The following is a 15,566-nucleotide window of genomic DNA, read 5'->3' as shown; positions in this document are numbered from 1 at the left end:
GCGCCCTTTAGACCCTTCCGTCTTCCTGCGGAAGTCCGGTTGAGACCGCCGCCTCGCCCGGCATCAGCGGTTTCAGGGCCGCAAGCAAGGCCTCCGGCGTCACCTGCCCCATGGGCATCAGCACCTTGGCAGCCTCGGTGCGGCGGCCGGGGCGCATCACCAGCACCACCGTCTCGGCTCCGCCGCAGGCCGGATCACCGCAGGAAATCTCGGAGACGGAGACGGTCGCCTCCTCCTCCAGCGACAGGGTGGTGCGCACCAGGTCCGCGAGGGTCCGCGAGGCATCGAGGGCGGGCCCGGCCTCGCCGCGGCGGCGCATGAACAGTCGCATCCAGTGGATCTCCGTGTACGGACGACTTCAACGGCGGACCTGTTTCGCCCGCGCTCGCGGCATGAACATGACGGCTGCGCGACTTTGGTGGCGCGACTTGGCCCCTATTCGTCGTCCTCGTCCTGCTCCGGGGGAAAGCCGAGCAGGCGGCGGACACGGGCGATGGAGCGCTTCAGCCGGCCCGCCTCCAGCCGCAGCACGGCATAGCTCACCCGCCCGTCCGTCACGCCGCGCACCTCGATCACCGCATGCCCATAGGCGATGCGCATGCCCGGTGCCGGCTGGTCGTCGGAGCGGTCGGCAAAGGCGTCGGCGATGGTGAGGCCGAGTTCGCTGTCGGGCACGGCGAGGCCGTAGAAGCTGGCGAGATCGCCGAGCCGCACCTCGCCGACGAAGGGGAAGGCGGCGCTGTCGTCGAGTGGCGTGGTCTCCTCGGGACGGAACATGCGGTCGAGCTGGTGGACGCGCTTGGGCGGCGCCAGCAGGTAGCCGTAATCGCCGGCCTTGAGCGTGCCGGCCGCCTCCGGCGTCAGCGTCTCGTTGGCCCGCACCACCATGACCAGGCGCGCCCAGGAGGGCAGTTGCGCCTGTCCCACCGCCGGCGTGCCGGCCATGACGGGATAGGCCACCAGCTCCATTTCCGTCTGCCCCGGCAGGTCGATCTCGAAGCGCCGCACGCCGGGATCGGGATCGGACAGGGCCACGTCGAGCCGCCGCGCCGCATAACCCATGGTCCATCCGTGGAGGATCAGCGAGACGACCACCACCGCGAAGGCGACGTTGAAATAGACCTCGGCCATGGGCAGGTGCGCCAGCATGGGGATGGTCGCGAGGAAGATGGAGACCGCGCCGCGCAGGCCCGCCCAAGAGACGAACAGCTTCTCCTTCAGCGAGAAATGGAACGGCGCGAGGCAGGCGAACACCGCTGCCGGCCGCCCGACGAGAATGAGGAACGCCGCCACCCCCAGCGCCGGCAGCGCGTACTGCATGATCTTGTTGGGGGATACCAGCATGCCCAGCATCACGAACATCACGATCTGGCAGAGCCAGGTGATGGTATCGAGAAACGAGGTGATGGAGGCGATGGCCCGCACCGGCCGGTTTCCCACCACCAGCCCGGCGAGATAGACGGCGAGGAAGCCCGAGCCGTGCAGCAGCGAGGTGAGCGCGAACAGCAGCACCGCCACGCCCACCACCATCACCGGATGAAGGCCGCCGGGCAGGTCCACGCGATTGAGCAGCGCCACCAGCGCATAGCCGCCGGCGACGCCCAGCACCGCGCCCACCACCATCTCGCGCAAGGCGCCGAATACCACTGCAAGACCAGGGTCGGCCATCTGGCTGGTCAGCAGCTCCACCAGCAGCACGGTAAGGAACACCGCGGCGGGATCATTGGTGGCCGACTCGATCTCGATCACCGAGCCCACCCGCCGGCCGAGGTGCAGCCCCTGGGCCCGCACGAGGAACAGCACGGCCGCGGCGTCGGTGGAGGCGACGATGGCGCCCACCAGCAACGCCTCCATCCAGCCGAGCCCCAGCAGCGGCGCGGCGACCAGAGCCACCAGCACGGCGGTGAAGGCGACGCCCACCGTCGAAAGGCCCACGGCGGGCAGGATGGCGCCGCGCATGGAGGCGACGCGCATCCGGAGGCCGCCGTCGAACAGGATCACCGCCAGCGCGGCGGACCCCACCATGTAGGTAGCCCAGTAGTCATCGAAATGGATGCCGCCCGGCCCGCCCTCGCCGGCCGCGACGCCCACGGCGAGGAACACCAGCAGGATGGGCGCGCCGAAACGGGCGGCGAGCAGGCTGGAAAGCGTTCCAACAACAACCAGCGCCGCAACCACGAGGAGGACAATATTAGAGACGACAACCGATCCCATGTGCTTCGAAAAGCCCCACCCCCTCGAATCCAGAACGCCACAGTAGCGCGACGACCGTCTAAGGCGTAAGGTTCCTAGTGTCGCGGTGCCGAATTACCAATTCTGTACTACGGACGGACCGATCCGGGGGCGGAAAGGGACGAGAATGACATCCAGCGGCACCCCCAACGCCTATCTGGTCATGGCGATGGTAAACGAGGAGGGGAGCCTCCTCCTGCAGAGCGAAACGATCTGTTTCGATCGCGACCTTGCCTTCTCCATCGCGGATGATGAAGGCGACCATTGCACCTGGGTCGGGGTCTATGCCCTAGATGCCGACGGCCGGAGCATCCAGAACGGCGCCCTCTATTCCAGCGGCTCCCTGCACGCCTTCGGCACGGCCGGCCGAGGCTACGGCATGGGCAGCGCGCAATCGGGCATGACGCTCTCTTAAATCGCTTCGATCAGCCGCCGGATCGATCCGCGGCGAGTCGCCCGTTGATGAAGGCCACCGCCTCGAACGGCGAGGCCACGCGCACAAGGCGCACGCGTCGGCTGCCGCACAAGTCGCAGCGCAAGGTGTTTCCCCGGATTTCGCTGGTGTCCTCAAGCCGCCCATCCTCGGACCGTGAAGAGAGGATGGAACGGCGGTGGCAGCGGTCGCATTCGGCGCAGATCATGGGCATGGAATAACCGCCGATCGCGGTCACATGATGGCCGCATTTGCGAACGTCCTCACAGCAGCGCGCGGACCTCGAAGAAACGCCGCACCTGCTGCTCGGCGAAGGCCACATCCTCCGGCCGCCCCGCCTCGGCGGCGCCGATCAGCGCCTTCAGCGCGCTGTCCAGCTCCGGGCCTTGCTCGCCCTCTGAGAAGCGCTGGAGCAGCACGCGGCCGCAATCGCCGAGCGTGGCCATCCACGAGCCGTCGTGGAGCCAGATGGGGCGGAGGAGTTGGGTTTCCCAGAAGCGTGCCATGGTGGAGGACTAACGAGGCCGGCGGCGGTTTGTTTCCCGGCTCAGACCGCTTCCAGCACCGCAACGGCGAACCACCCGCGCGGATCGGTCCAGAGCGCCCCATCCCGCCATCCGGCGGCCTGCGCCATGCCCATCAAACGCGGCGCGGCGTACTTGTAGGAATTCTCCGTGTGGATGGTCTCGCCCGGGACAAAGGTGAAGCGCGCGCCGTCGAGCCGCACCGTCTGTGCCGCACGGCTCTCCAGATGCATCTCGATCCGGCTCTCCGCTTCATTGAACAAGGCGCGGTGGTGGAAGGCGGCGAGGTCGAAATCGGCGCCCAGCTCGCGGTTGATGCGAGTCAGCAGATTGAGGTTGAAGGCGGCGGTGACGCCCTGATGGTCGTCATAGGCGGCTTCCAGCACCGCCCGCTCCTTCGGCAGGTCGAAGCCGAGCACCAGTGCTGCCCCCTCCCCCAGCGACTGCCGCGCATGGGTCAGGAACACGCCCGCCTCGCTCGGGGTGAAATTGCCGATGGTCGAGCCGGGAAAGAAGCCGATGCGGCGCCCTCCCTCGCCGAGGTGGGGCAGCTCCAGCGGCCGGGTGAAATCGCCCTCCACCGGCGTCATGGCCACGGTGGGATAGTCCCGGGCCAGAGCGGCGACGGCGGCGCGCATGTGCGGGCCGGAAATGTCGATGGGCACATAGGCGGCCGGCCGCTCCAGCGCATCGAGCAGCAGGCGCACCTTCACGCTCGATCCCGAGCCGAACTCCACGAGGCTCGCACCTGGCCCAGCGATAGCTGCGATATCGCCCGCATGAGCCTTGAGCACACCGAGTTCGGTGCGGGTGGGATAGTATTCCGGTAAGCGACAGATGAGATCGAACAGACGCGAGCCGGCCTCGTCATAGAAATACTTGGGCGAAAGCTGCTTGGGGCTTGCGGACAGTCCCTCGATCACGTCGGCGCGGAAGGCCGCGCGCTCGGGCGTCTCGTGGCTCTGCTCGGCACGGAGAAGGGTCGAAGCGCGCATCAGGCATCCTCGGCAAGGCGCAGGCCGGCAAAGGCCCAGCGCTGGTGGGGATAGAAGAAATTGCGATAGGTGGCCCGGGCATGGCCTTCGGGCGTGGCGCAACAGCCGCCGCGCAGCACCATCTGCGACGACATGAACTTGCCGTTGTATTCACCGAGCGCACCCGGCGCGGGGCGGTAGCCGGGGTAGGCCACATAGGGGCTCTGGGTCCATTCCCAGACATCGCCGAACATCTGCGCGGGCAGATCGTCGGACGCGGCCGGAAGCGGGCGCAGCGCGCCGCTGTCGAGGAAGTTTCCGGCGACGGGAAGTCCGCGCGCGGCCACTTCCCACTCCGCTTCCGTGGGTAGGCGCTTGCCGGCCCAGCGGGCGAAGGCGTCGGCCTCGTAATAGCTCACATGCACCACCGGCGCGGCGGGATCGAGCGGGTTCAGGCCATTGAGCGTAAAGGCCTGCCAGTCCCCGTCGTGGCTTTCCCAATAGAGCGGCGCCTCGTATTCCCCCGCCTTCACTCGCGCCCAGCCATCCGCCAGCCACAGGTCCGGACGGCGATAGGCGCCGTCCGCCATGAAGGCGAGCCACTCGCCGTTGGTCACGGCACGGGAGGCGAGGCGGAAGGGGCGCAGCAGCACTTCGTGGCGCGGGCCCTCATTGTCGTAGGAAAAGCCCTCCCCCGCATGGCCGATCTCGAAGATGCCGCCGGGATAATCGATGAAGGCGAGCGGCCGGGCCTCGGCCGTCATCGCCGGGCGACCGGGCCGATAGGCGGGGCGCAGGGGATTGGCCGCGAACAGGTTCAGGATGTCCATCAGGATCAGTTCCTGATGCTGCTGCTCGTGGTTGAGGCCGATCTCCACCAAAGGTGCCAGGCGGGCGAAGGTCTCCTCGTCGGCATCGGCCAGAAGGTCGGTCATGGCGTCGGTGACATGCCGGCGATAGTCGGCCACCTCGGCCACGGTCGGGCGGGTGATGAGCCCGCGCGCGAAGCGGGCATGGCGCGGGCCGGCGGCCTCGTAGTAGGAGTTGAACAGAAAGGCGAAGTCCGCGTTGGCGACTTCGTAGCCCGGCAGGTGCGGCACCAGCAGGAAGGTCTCGAAGAACCACGAGACATGGGCGAGGTGCCATTTGGTGGGGCTGCAATCCGGCATGGATTGCACCGTCTGGTCCTCGGGATGGAGATCCCGCGCCAGCGCTTCCGTCTGTCCCCGCACCTTGAGAAAGCGAGCGATGGCGGCATCCCGCGCGCCGATCTCGCTGGCGTCCGATGGGGACGGACGCGTCGCCGCGAGCGGGTTCCAGGGTTTGTTCATCGTTCCTCGCCCAACCTTGGCGGCCCGATCCGCCTCCCGCTTAAACGCCGGGAGTGGGCCTGCGGTTTCTACGGGCATGTTCGGCTTCCGGACGCCAAACGTTACATCCCGCCTCGCGCGGGCCCGCGCACGATGTCGCGAGGCTGATGTCGGGGCGGTACCGTTCAGCCGGCAGCGAGGCCGATGAGCGCGTCGATGGAGCGGCGCGACGCGTTCGACGGCCGGAACATCGCCAGCGTGCGGACGCGACCGTGCGTGCCGTCGAGAGGCCGCGTCTCCACCTCCCCCGCCCGGCGCCAGCGCTCCACCGCCACTTCAGGCAGGAGCGTGCGTCCGAGCCCGGCGGCGACGCAGCCCATGATGCCGTCCAGCGTCCCAAGCTCCAGCACAGGCAAGTCGCCGAACGTCTCGGCGAAGCGTGCGCGATAGCAGCAGCCCGCCCGGAACACGACGGCCGCCGCCTCCGAAACGCCGCCGACGGGCAGCACCTCCACCAATTCCTCCTCGAACAGCGGCACGCTGGCGAAGCGCGCTTCCGCCGCCTCCTCCGCCACGAAGGCGAGATCGATGTCGCCCCGCCCGAGGGCCGCAACCAGCTCGCCGCTGGTGCCGGTAGTGATGGAGAGGCGCAGGTCCGGCAGCTTCGCCCGCGCGGCTTTCAGCAGCGGCGGCAGACGCACGGCGGCGGTGGTTTCCATGGTGCCTAGGCGCAGCGGCGGGAAGGCCTCTGCCGCCGAGCGCAGCCGCTTCTCCGCCTCCTCCGACAGGCGGACGATGCGCGCGCCATAGTCCAGCACGAGCACGCCGGCGGCGGTGGGCACCATGCGCCCGTCGATGCGCTCCACCAGCTTCTGGCCGAGCCGGTCCTCCAGCTTGCGCAAGCGGGTGGTGACGTTGGACTGCACGCAGCCGAGCCGCCCGGCGGCGCGGGTGACGCTGCCGGTCTCGGCTACCGCTTCGAGAAAGCGGAAATCGCGCAGGTCCATCATTAGAAGTGAACGATAATATCAGAATGTTTCAATTTCAATGATTGGTGGAAGCGCGATAATGGCGGCCACCTTGCGGGAGATCGACGCCATGACAGACACCCTCGATGACGAAGCCGCCGCCCGCTGGCCGGACCGGCGCATCCTCGATCTGTTCGGCATCGCCCATCCCATCCTGCTCGGCCCCCTGGCCGGTCCCGGCTCACCGGAACTGGCCATTGCCGTGGGCTCGGCCGGCGGCCTCGCCTCCCTGCCCTGCGCCATGTATGGGCCGGACGATCTGAAGGCGGCGGTGGCGAAGATCCGCGCCGGGCTGCCGGGCAAGCCGCTCAACCTCAACTTCTTCTGCCACACCCCGCCGCAGGACGACCCGGCCCGGGCGCTGCGCTGGCGGGCGCGGCTGGCCGACTATTATGTCGAGGCCGGGCTGGACCCAGCCGCCACCACGCCCTCCCCCACCCGCGCGCCGTTCGACGCCACCTTCTGCGCGGTGGTGGAGGAGGTGCGCCCCGAGGTGGTGAGCTTCCATTTCGGCCTGCCGGCGCCGGACCTCGTGGACCGGGTGAAGGCGACGGGGGCCAAGATCATCTCCTCCGCCACCACGGTGGCCGAAGCCCGCTGGCTGGAGGATCACGGCTGCGACGCCATCATCGCCATGGGCTTCGAGGCCGGCGGCCATCGCGCGCTCTTCCTCGGCGGCGACTATTCACAGACACCCATCAGCTGGCAGGACGTGGCCCGGCAGGTGGGCACCTTCTCCCTCGTGCCGCAGGTGGCGGATGCGGTGAAGGTGCCGGTGATCGCCGCCGGCGGCATCGCCGATGCGCGGGGCATCGTGGCGGCGCTGGCGCTGGGGGCCTCGGCGGTGCAGATCGGCACCGCCTTCCTGTTCTCGCCGGAAGCGAAGGTGCCCGCCGTCCACCGCGCCGCGCTGGAAGCGGCGACCGACGAGAGCACCGCCCTCACCAACATCTTCACCGGCCGCCCAGCGCGCGGCATCATGAACCGCGTCATGCGCGAGATCGGCCCCATCGCGCCGGAGGCGTCGGCCTTCCCCACGTCCGGCGGCGCCCTCGCCCCGCTGCGCGCCAAGGCCGAAGCCGAGGGCCGGGACGATTTCACCAACCTCTGGTGCGGCCAGTCCGCCGCCCTGAGTCCGCGCCTGCCGGCAGCGGACCTCACCCGCAAGCTCGCCGCGGAGGCACTGGCGCGGCTCATCTGAGCCGCCACACGCGGACACCATCTCCCGCACCGCAGCGAAATTGGCCTCCCGTTTGCACCTCCTCCCTCAGCGTTCCTGTGCGGATGGTTTGGAGGATGCGATGTCGGACGATGCCCTGAGCCCGGTGATCGTGGCCAAGAAGACGATCGAGGCCGAAAACATGGCCTCTTTCGAACTGATCCCCGCCGAGGGCGGCGAGTTGCCCGCCTTCACCGCCGGCTCCCATGTGGATGTGAGCATCCCCGGCGGCCTCGTGCGGCAGTATTCGCTCATCAACAGCGAGAGCGAGCGCCATCGCTACGTGATCGGCGTGTGGAAGGACGCCAACAGCCGCGGCGGCTCCAAGGCCCTGTTCCAGCAGGTGAACGAGGGCGATCGACTCGCCGTCGGCACCCCGCGCAACCGCTTCGCCGTGCCGCGCGACACCAAGCGTGCGCTGCTCTTCGCCCGCGGCATCGGCGCGACGCCCATCCTGTCCATCGCCGATCATCTCAAGGCGAAGAACATCCCGTTCGAGTTCCATTATCTGTTCGCGGGCGGCTCGCCGGGCGCGTTCAAGTCCACCATCGAGGCGTCCGCCTTCGCGGCCAACACTACCTTCTATTTCGAGGCCGCCGAGCCGCGCCTCAACGCCGCGAACCTGCTTGGCGACCGGCCGGACGACACGCACCTCTTTCTGTGCGGCGTGGACTGGTGGCTCGACCCCATCATCGCCAGCGCCCAGCAGAAGGGCTTCGGCGTCAACCGCATCCATGTGGAGCGCTTCACCGGCAAGGCGCCGCCTCCGCTGCTCGACAAGGTTTTCGACGTGAAGATCGCCTCCACCGGCAAGGTCATCAAGATTCCCGGCGACCGCTCCGTCTCCACCGCCATGGAAGAAGCCGGCGTGAAGATCCCCACCTCCTGCGAGCAGGGCGCCTGCGGCACCTGCAAGGTGAAGGTGCTGGAGGGCGAGGTGGACCACCGCGACAAGCGCCTCAAGCCCGAGGAGAAGGAACAGGGCTGGTTCCTGGCCTGCGTCTCGCGTGCCAAAGGCGACCTGCTGGTGTTGGATTTGTGACAATTCCGCTTCGCGCTTGCTGCCCCCGGGCGACGGAAGGACGAGACCCATGGTGACCGAGGAAGATGTCTGGCGCACCGCCTTCATCATCGCCGAGCAATACGGCCCGGAGGGCGTCGCCTTCGCCCACCGCATGGCCGAGAGCTTCGAGATGGGCGGCAAGGTGGAGGCGCATCGCACCTGGGTCTCCATCATGACCAAGGTGGAGGAGCTGGTGCAGGACGAAGACGCCCCGTCCCGCGCCAATTGACGACCAGCAGCAGGCCTGCGCCGCGGCAAACCCGGCGCAAGCCCGCACCGGCGCTTGGTTTCACCCCGCGCACAATGCCGCTGTGGCCAGCGGCTTGGGCCCCCTTGAAATTGCGGAGCACCCCGCGTAGGTTCCGCCCTCTCTTCGGCGCCCCGGTGCGCCGGAGCCGTGCAGGTGTAGCTCAGTTGGTTAGAGCGCCGGTCTGTGGAACCGGAGGTCGGTGGTTCGAGCCCACCCACCTGTACCATCGCAAGCCCATCCAGATGACGGCGTGAAGGACGAATGCCCGTGCGGGCGTCCGAGGTCATGCGGCGGCGCGATGACAGATGAAGCCATTGGCTGACGCTCGGGAACCAAAGCGCTGCCTTGGGCGTCCTCCTCGCGGCTCTCTGCCTGCCAAACCCACAGGGGAAGGACATGCGCTTCGCCGTGCGATCAAGCCTCGACTACGAGGTAAAGTCTCCAACCGTGTTCATCCTGAATGTCGAAGCTGCCGCGCTGCACCGCCAGCGCATCATCGTCGAAAGCCTCAACCTCAATCCGAACGTCCCCATCGAGCGCTTCGCCGATGACGAGGGCGGAAGCCGGTTTATCCGCGTGAATGCGGAGCCCGGCCCGTTCCATGTCGACTATCACGGCATTGTCGAAATGGACATGATCGAGAAGGCGCCGGAGACCATTCCCGAAATGCCGGTCGGCGAACTGCCGCTCGACATCATGCACTATCTCTACCCGAGCCGGTTCTGCCAGTCGGACCTGCTCGGCCGCTTCGCGCGCCGCGAGTTCGGCGAGCTGGAGCCGGGCCACACCCGCGTCACCGCCATCTGCAACTGGATCCATGATCACGTCGACTATGTGAGCGGCTCCAGCGATTCCCAGACATCAGCCTATGACACGATGGTGCTGCGCGCGGGCGTGTGCCGGGATTTCGCGCATCTCGGCATCACCTTCTGTCGCGCCCTCAACATCCCCGCGCGCTTCGCCAGCGGCTATGCCTGGCAGCTCGATCCGCCGGATTTCCACGCGGTGTTCGAGGCGTATCTGGGGGGCGAGTGGTATCTGTTCGATCCGACGCGCCAGTCGGCCCTGCAGGGTCTCGTGCGCATCGGCGTTGGTCGTGATGCGTCAGACGCCGCCTTTTCGACCATGTATGGCGAGGCCGAGTTCAAGGGCATGTCGGTGAGCATCGACGCCATCGACGAAAGCGCCGCGGACAAAGAACCCACGACGCAGGCCGTCGCCGTCGGATAACGTCTCGATAGGCTCGCCCCTCGCGACATGGTCAGTCCGACGCCGCACGGGTCTTCACTCCGGGACGGGGCGCGACCGCAATGGGCGTGGTGAAGTCAGCCGCGAAGAAAGCTGTTGCGTGAAATGTATGCTTGATCCTACATTCATATAAAGCCGGCCTGAAGCACGCTTCGGACGGGTTCCAGCGCCGATATTCGCGCCAGGGTTACGCCCCATGTCCGAGACGTTGACCAGCGTTGCCGCACTGGACGCCGAAGGGCCTTTCCCGCCCCTCGATCGCGCCTCCCCTTTGCCGCTCTACGCCCAGATCAAGCAGCGGCTCATCGGCCTGATCCTCAAGTGGGACCAGGGCGACCGGCGCTTCTTTTCGGATGAGCAGCTCTGCGCCATGTTCTCGGTCAGCCGGGACACCGCGCGGCAGGCGGTGGCGGAACTGGTGCAGGAGGGCCTGCTCACCCGCAGCCGCGGCCTCGGCACGTTCGTCTCCGTGCGCAAGCTGGAAGAGCGCTTCAATCCGGGCATGGATTTCCTGAACCAGTGGGCCGCCACCGGCATGCCCATGCAGGCGACCGTGTTGGCCTTCGAGCGCATCGCGGCCGACGAAACCATCGCCGCGAGCCTCGAGACCGAAGTCGGCGCGCCGGTGCTCTTCATCAAGCGCCTGCGGGCCGCGGCGCGCGTGCCGCTCGCCATCGACTATCGCTATCTGCCGGCCGACCTCACCGCCGACTGGACGGAAGAGGCGGTGCATGGCTCGCCGCTCCACCGCCTGTGGCAGAGCGTCGATCTCAAGGCGGGCGACTTCACCATCGAGGCCGGCGTCGCCGGGCCGCAGGAGGTGGAATATCTGCACCTCTCCAAGGGCGCGCCGGTGCTGATCCGCACCCTGAGCTATCGCGACGCCACGGGCCGCCTTGCCCTGTCCGGCCACACGGTGCACCGCGCCGATCTCGTGCGCTATTCGCTGAGCGTTCCCCTTTCGCGCGACGGCGCGCCGCCGGCCGAGATGGACCGCAGCGGCGTCCACGACGACTGACCGCCGCGCCCGCCGCCGTTTCCGCTCCGGGCATGGCGTCCGGGGCACCGTGAACAAGGCGCGAAAAAGCGCCCTTCCAGAGGAGGCCAGAAGTGCAGTTCGGACGACGCAGCTTCCTGAAGATGGTGCCCGCCGCCGCCCTCGCGGCCACCGGCACCGGGACCGTGGCAGGCCTCTGGAGCAGCGCCGCCCGCGCCGCCGAGCCGATGCGCGTGGGCTCCATCCTCTCCGTGACCGGCCCGGCGGCCTTCCTCGGCGAGGACATGAAGGCGGGCCTCGAACTCGCGGTGGACGAGTTCAATGCTGCCGGCGGCATGGGCGGCCGCAAGATCGAGTGGACCTATTACGACGCCGAGAGCCAGACCCAGAAAGGCATCACTGCCACGCGCCGGCTCATCAGCCAAGACAAGGTGGAAGTGATCCTGAGCGGCGGCAACATGAGCGGCATCGCGCTCGCCATGGCGCCCATCACCAATGCCGCCAAGGTGCCCTTCATCTCGTCGGAGGGCGCGCTCGCCATCGTCACGCCGGTGGCGGAGCGCCAGTATGTGTTCAAGAGCACGGTGGACGATGGCGACGTGCTGGAGCGCATCGCCGACTATCTCGACAAGAAGAAGATCAAGAAGGTGGCGCTCATCGCCGATACGTCCGGCTTCGGCCAGGGCGCAGTGGGGCAGATGAAGATCGTCGGGCCGAAGCGTGGCCTCGACGTGATGTACGAATCCTTCGCCCCCTCCGACACCGACATGATGCCCCAGCTGACCCGCATCCGCGATGCCGGCGCCGAAGCCATCATCTGCTGGACGGTGACACCCGCCGGCGTCGTCTTCCTCAAGCAGGCGCAGCAATTGGGCCTCGACAAGAAGACGCTGATCCACAGCTACGGCTTCGTCTCGGCGGACTACATGAAGCTCGCCGGCGACGCCGCCAACACCCTGCTCCTCGCCAGCCTCAAGCTGCCCGTGGGCGACCAGCTGCCGGACAGCGATCCGCTCAAGGCCGGCATCCTCAAGCTGATGAAGGCCTACGAGGCCCGCTTCAAGCGTCCCGCCAGCATCTATGCGGCGGAATCCTACGACGCGGCGCTGCTTGCCCGCGAGGCGCTGAAAAAGGTGGGTGGCGATGTCTCCAAGCTCACCCAGGGCATGGAGCAGATCAAGAATTTCCCCGGCATCTCCGGCGTCTTCACCTTCTCGCCGGAGCGTCATTCCGGCCTCTCCAAGCAGGACATCGTGCTGGTCAACTGGCGGGACGGCCGCTTCAACCTCGCCGACTACGCGTGACGGGAAACATCAACGGGAGGAAACAGCCATGGCCCTTTCGCGAGACATGTCCGCCGAGCAGGCGTTCGAGGTGGTCCAGACGCTGCTGGACGCCCCCGAGGACCGCTTTCCGCTGACCTTCAATTCGGACCTGCCGCGCATCCGCGAGCTGTTCCACGCGGCGACGCGGAACCAGTGGGACCCCAAGACCGATGTGGACTGGGACCAGCTCGATCCGTCCAAGTACACCGAGGAACAGCGCTACGCCGCGCGGCTCTACTGGAGCCGGCGGGCGTGGAGCGAGTACGGCGCCATCTCCGAAAGCCCGGCGCTGCAGGTGCGCTTCGGGGTGGAGAACCGCCCCTCGGACATGCAGCTCTTCTTCACCATCCGCTCGCAGGAGGAGGCGCGCCACGCCGAAGCGTGCCACGCCATGGCGGAGAAGCTGGGCGGCTATATCGAGAAGCCGGTGCAGCAGCTGTTCGAGGGTTCGGTTTCCACCCACGGCGTGCGCCGCGCCGCGCTCAACGCGGACGTGCCGCTGGAAGGCATCATCGCCGCCCTCGTCTGCACGGCGGAGGAAATCGCCTTCGACGTGTTCAAGCACCTGAACGACGTCACCCATGATCCCGTCGCCAAGCAGATCGTGCGCTACATCATGCGCGACGAGAGCCGGCACTGCGCCTTCGGCTGGTACTTCCTCGAAGCCATCTGCGAGCAGCTCACCCCCGAGCAGAAGAAGATGATCGAGGATGCGGTCATCACCATGATGGAGAAGGTGGAGCTGAACGGCTACCACAGCGCGTGGCTGGCGCCGGAGAACCCGGCCTCCAACGCCGAGGTGGAAGCCGATCGCATCACCTACGAGGCGGGCCTGGGCTCCACCGTGGAAGAGGTGGAGAAGCCGGTGTTCATTGCCACCGTCCAGCGCATCCGCGAGCAGATGCGCGCCCTCGGCATCGAACTGCCCCCGTTCACGCATCCCAAGCTCGGGACCATCTGACATGCCGCTCCACGCCACGCGGGCCGAGCCCTCCCTGCCGCCGGTGCGGCTGCTGGTCGAGCGGCGCTTTCCGCTCGAGATGAACGTCACGCTGCCGGACATCCGCGCCCTCTACGACACGGGCAAGGCCGGCCGCTGGAACCCGCACCGCGACGTGGACTGGAGCGCGCTCAAGCCGGAGAGCTATCCGGACGACGTGCGCGCCGCCGCCCGCCGCACCTGGAGCCGGCGGGTCTGGACCGAGGCCACCGGCCTCACCGAGACCCCCGCCCTCATCGTGCGCTTCTGCATGGAGGTGGGCCGGGAGATCGACCCGAAATTCTACCTCACCACCCGCAACACCGAAGAGGCGTGGCACGTGGAGTGCTACGACCGGATCGCCGAAGCCTTCGGCGGCCGCCTCGCCCGGCCCGCGGCCAAGGCCTATGAGGCGGTATTCAATCGCCACCTGCATCGGCGGGTGATGGATGCGGGCCAGTTGCTCGACGCCTACGTGGCCGCCCACGCCGCCTTCGAGGACGGGCTGGAACTGGAACTGGCCAAGGCCTGGCGCGCGGCGGCGACCAACCCGGCCGTGCAGTCCGTGCTCGACCATGTCATCGCCGACAAGGAGCGCCACGCCGCCTTCGGCTGGCTCTATCTCGCCGCGAAGGCGGAGGGCTGGAACAAGGAGGCACGCGAGACCATCGCCACCGAGCTGTCCGACTATGTGCGGGATGTGGTGCTGAAGGGCTATCACTGCCCCTGGCTCGCCCCCGAGCACGCTGCGGCCGAGGCGGAAGCCGACGCGATCACGGCCGAAGCCGGCCTCGGCGGCGCGCCGCGCGCGGCGGAGGAGGACGCGCTCGCGACGTTCGCTGGCAACGCCCGTGCCCGCCTCGCGGAACTCGGGGTCATGGTGCCCCTGTTCGAGACCAACCGCATGCGCAGTTTCTGATCCCTCGGACGTCTCGTTCCGAGGAAACGGGCGGGCCTTGTGCCTGACCCGGACCTGTCCCGGCCGTCCGCGCCCATCGGGGGGAAGCCCTGATCCTTCCGGAGCGCGGCGGCCGGGACTTTCATCCCCTCCCCGGAGGGATATTCACCCAAAGAGCTGCCAAAGGCCGCCCTTCACAGCCATGCAGACCACAACCGCCCTCCTCCAGGTCCTGTCGTCCGGTATCGGCACGGGCGCCGTCTATGCGCTGGTGGCGCTCGGCTTCAACGTGGTCTTCAAGAGCACGGGCGCGATGAATTTCGCGCAAGGCGAATGGGTGGTGATGGGCGGCATGGTCACGGCCCTCCTCATCGGCACCTTTTCCAGCGTCGGTCTCGCGGTGGTGGCGGCGGTGGTGCTGGTGGGCGTGGTGGGGCTCCTCTCCGAGCGGCTCACGGTGCAGCCGCTGAAGAAGCCGGACGCCCTCGTCATCACCCTCGTCACCATCGGCCTCTCCATCGTCAGCCGCAGCCTCGTGATGCTGGTGCTGGGCAAGAAACCGGTCGGCTATGCCGGCTTCTCCGGCAACACCGCGCTCTCCTTCGGCGGGGTGAGCATCCAGAGCCAGACGCTGTGGATCATCGCCATCACCCTCGCCTTCCTCGTGGTGATGCACGCCTTCTTCGAGCGCACCATCCTCGGCAAGGCGCTGCGCGCGGCGGCGGCGGACCGGGAGGCGGCGGCCATCGTGGGCGTGAATGTGGGAAGCACCGTGCTGCTCTCCTTCGGCATCGCGGCGCTGGCGGGCGCACTCGCCGGGGCCATCGTCACGCCCCTCACCCTCGCTTCCTACGACCAAGGCGCCATGTTCGGCTTCAAGGGCTTCAGCGCCGCCATGCTGGGTGGGCTCGGCAGCCTGCCGGGCGCCGTGGTGGGTGGGCTGGCGCTGGGGCTGCTGGAGGCGTTCGGCAGCTTCTACATCTCGTCCGATTTCAAGGATGCCATCGCATTTGCCGTGCTGCTGCTCATCCTGTTCGTGCGCCCCTCCGGCCTGCTCGGCCGGGCCGACATCGTGAAGGTGTGAGG

General features: G+C 67.9%; 17 protein-coding genes and 1 tRNA gene. 11 read left to right on the top strand and 7 right to left on the bottom strand.

All coding sequences use genetic code 11. The features are described 5' to 3' along the window. Positions 1-7: 7 nt before the first annotated feature. Together ACE3QW_RS07920 and ACE3QW_RS07915 are read right to left on the bottom strand one after the other, a co-directional pair. Positions 8-331, bottom strand: a complete 324-nt coding sequence (locus ACE3QW_RS07920) for a hypothetical protein (protein WP_024279318.1) — start codon at positions 329-331, stop codon at positions 8-10. A 104-nt stretch (positions 332-435) separates the two neighbouring features. Further along, entirely contained in the window at positions 436-2,214 is a 1,779-nt protein-coding gene (locus ACE3QW_RS07915) for a potassium/proton antiporter (RefSeq protein WP_250166052.1), read from the bottom strand. Positions 2,215-2,359: 145 nt separating this feature from the next. On the opposite strand from ACE3QW_RS07915, the gene ACE3QW_RS07910 reads away from it, so the two are divergent. Further along, complete coding sequence (locus ACE3QW_RS07910) at positions 2,360-2,647, top strand: hypothetical protein (protein WP_374251097.1); 288 nt, start codon at positions 2,360-2,362, stop codon at positions 2,645-2,647. A gap of 10 nt (positions 2,648-2,657) precedes the next feature. Here the strand turns inward: ACE3QW_RS07910 and ACE3QW_RS07905 are convergent, their stop codons facing one another. The 5 genes from ACE3QW_RS07905 to ACE3QW_RS07885 form a co-directional block, all read right to left on the bottom strand. Continuing rightward, on the bottom strand, positions 2,658-2,903 hold the full coding sequence (locus tag ACE3QW_RS07905) for a hypothetical protein (RefSeq protein WP_374251096.1): 246 nt from the start codon (positions 2,901-2,903) through the stop codon (positions 2,658-2,660). Between the two features lie 25 nt (positions 2,904-2,928). Next, positions 2,929-3,111, bottom strand: coding sequence for a hypothetical protein (locus ACE3QW_RS07900; RefSeq protein ID WP_374251095.1), 183 nt, complete (start codon positions 3,109-3,111; stop codon positions 2,929-2,931). Positions 3,112-3,212: 101 nt separating this feature from the next. Further along, positions 3,213-4,184 carry an L-histidine N(alpha)-methyltransferase gene (gene egtD / locus ACE3QW_RS07895; RefSeq protein ID WP_374251094.1) on the bottom strand — a complete coding sequence of 324 codons (972 nt, stop codon included), beginning with the start codon at positions 4,182-4,184 and terminating at the stop codon, positions 3,213-3,215. Continuing rightward, entirely contained in the window at positions 4,184-5,494 is a 1,311-nt protein-coding gene (gene egtB, locus ACE3QW_RS07890; RefSeq protein ID WP_374251093.1) for an ergothioneine biosynthesis protein EgtB, read from the bottom strand. Before egtB ends, egtD begins: the two co-directional genes overlap by 1 nt. A 164-nt stretch (positions 5,495-5,658) precedes the next feature. Next, positions 5,659-6,483 (bottom strand): LysR family transcriptional regulator, encoded by an 825-nt coding sequence (locus ACE3QW_RS07885; RefSeq protein WP_374251092.1) that lies wholly within the window; start codon positions 6,481-6,483, stop codon positions 5,659-5,661. 88 nt (positions 6,484-6,571) lie between these two features. On the opposite strand from ACE3QW_RS07885, the gene ACE3QW_RS07880 reads away from it, so the two are divergent. The 10 genes from ACE3QW_RS07880 to ACE3QW_RS07835 all read left to right on the top strand — a co-directional run bounded on the left by ACE3QW_RS07880 (position 6,572) and on the right by ACE3QW_RS07835 (position 15,564). Then, a complete protein-coding gene (locus ACE3QW_RS07880; RefSeq protein WP_374251253.1) occupies positions 6,572-7,702 on the top strand; it encodes an NAD(P)H-dependent flavin oxidoreductase in 1,131 nt (376 codons plus the stop codon). A 100-nt stretch (positions 7,703-7,802) separates the two neighbouring features. Continuing rightward, on the top strand, positions 7,803-8,762 hold the full coding sequence (locus tag ACE3QW_RS07875) for a 2Fe-2S iron-sulfur cluster-binding protein (RefSeq protein ID WP_374251091.1): 960 nt from the start codon (positions 7,803-7,805) through the stop codon (positions 8,760-8,762). A gap of 49 nt (positions 8,763-8,811) precedes the next feature. Further along, on the top strand, positions 8,812-9,012 hold the full coding sequence (locus ACE3QW_RS07870) for a hypothetical protein (protein WP_024279328.1): 201 nt from the start codon (positions 8,812-8,814) through the stop codon (positions 9,010-9,012). 170 nt (positions 9,013-9,182) lie between these two features. Next, a tRNA-His gene (locus tag ACE3QW_RS07865) sits at positions 9,183-9,259 on the top strand. Between the two features lie 170 nt (positions 9,260-9,429). Beyond that, a complete protein-coding gene (locus ACE3QW_RS07860) occupies positions 9,430-10,263 on the top strand; it encodes a transglutaminase family protein (RefSeq protein ID WP_374251089.1) in 834 nt (277 codons plus the stop codon). 214 nt (positions 10,264-10,477) lie between these two features. Further along, positions 10,478-11,299, top strand: a complete 822-nt coding sequence (locus ACE3QW_RS07855) for a GntR family transcriptional regulator (RefSeq protein ID WP_374251088.1) — start codon at positions 10,478-10,480, stop codon at positions 11,297-11,299. A 92-nt stretch (positions 11,300-11,391) separates the two neighbouring features. Then, complete coding sequence (locus tag ACE3QW_RS07850) at positions 11,392-12,582, top strand: ABC transporter substrate-binding protein (RefSeq protein WP_374251087.1); 1,191 nt, start codon at positions 11,392-11,394, stop codon at positions 12,580-12,582. A gap of 28 nt (positions 12,583-12,610) precedes the next feature. Further along, positions 12,611-13,564, top strand: a complete 954-nt coding sequence (locus ACE3QW_RS07845; RefSeq protein WP_038193438.1) for a hypothetical protein — start codon at positions 12,611-12,613, stop codon at positions 13,562-13,564. Between the two features lies 1 nt (position 13,565). After that, positions 13,566-14,501, top strand: a complete 936-nt coding sequence (locus ACE3QW_RS07840) for a hypothetical protein (RefSeq protein ID WP_374251086.1) — start codon at positions 13,566-13,568, stop codon at positions 14,499-14,501. A 181-nt stretch (positions 14,502-14,682) separates the two neighbouring features. Next, entirely contained in the window at positions 14,683-15,564 is an 882-nt protein-coding gene (locus tag ACE3QW_RS07835; protein ID WP_374251084.1) for a branched-chain amino acid ABC transporter permease, read from the top strand. Positions 15,565-15,566: the final 2 nt, after the last annotated feature.

This window comes from Xanthobacter sp. (assembly GCF_041911315.1).
GTDB lineage: Bacteria > Pseudomonadota > Alphaproteobacteria > Rhizobiales > Xanthobacteraceae > Xanthobacter > Xanthobacter aminoxidans.
Note: the sequence above shows the minus strand (reverse complement) of the source record. Positions and strands in the feature narration are given on the sequence as shown.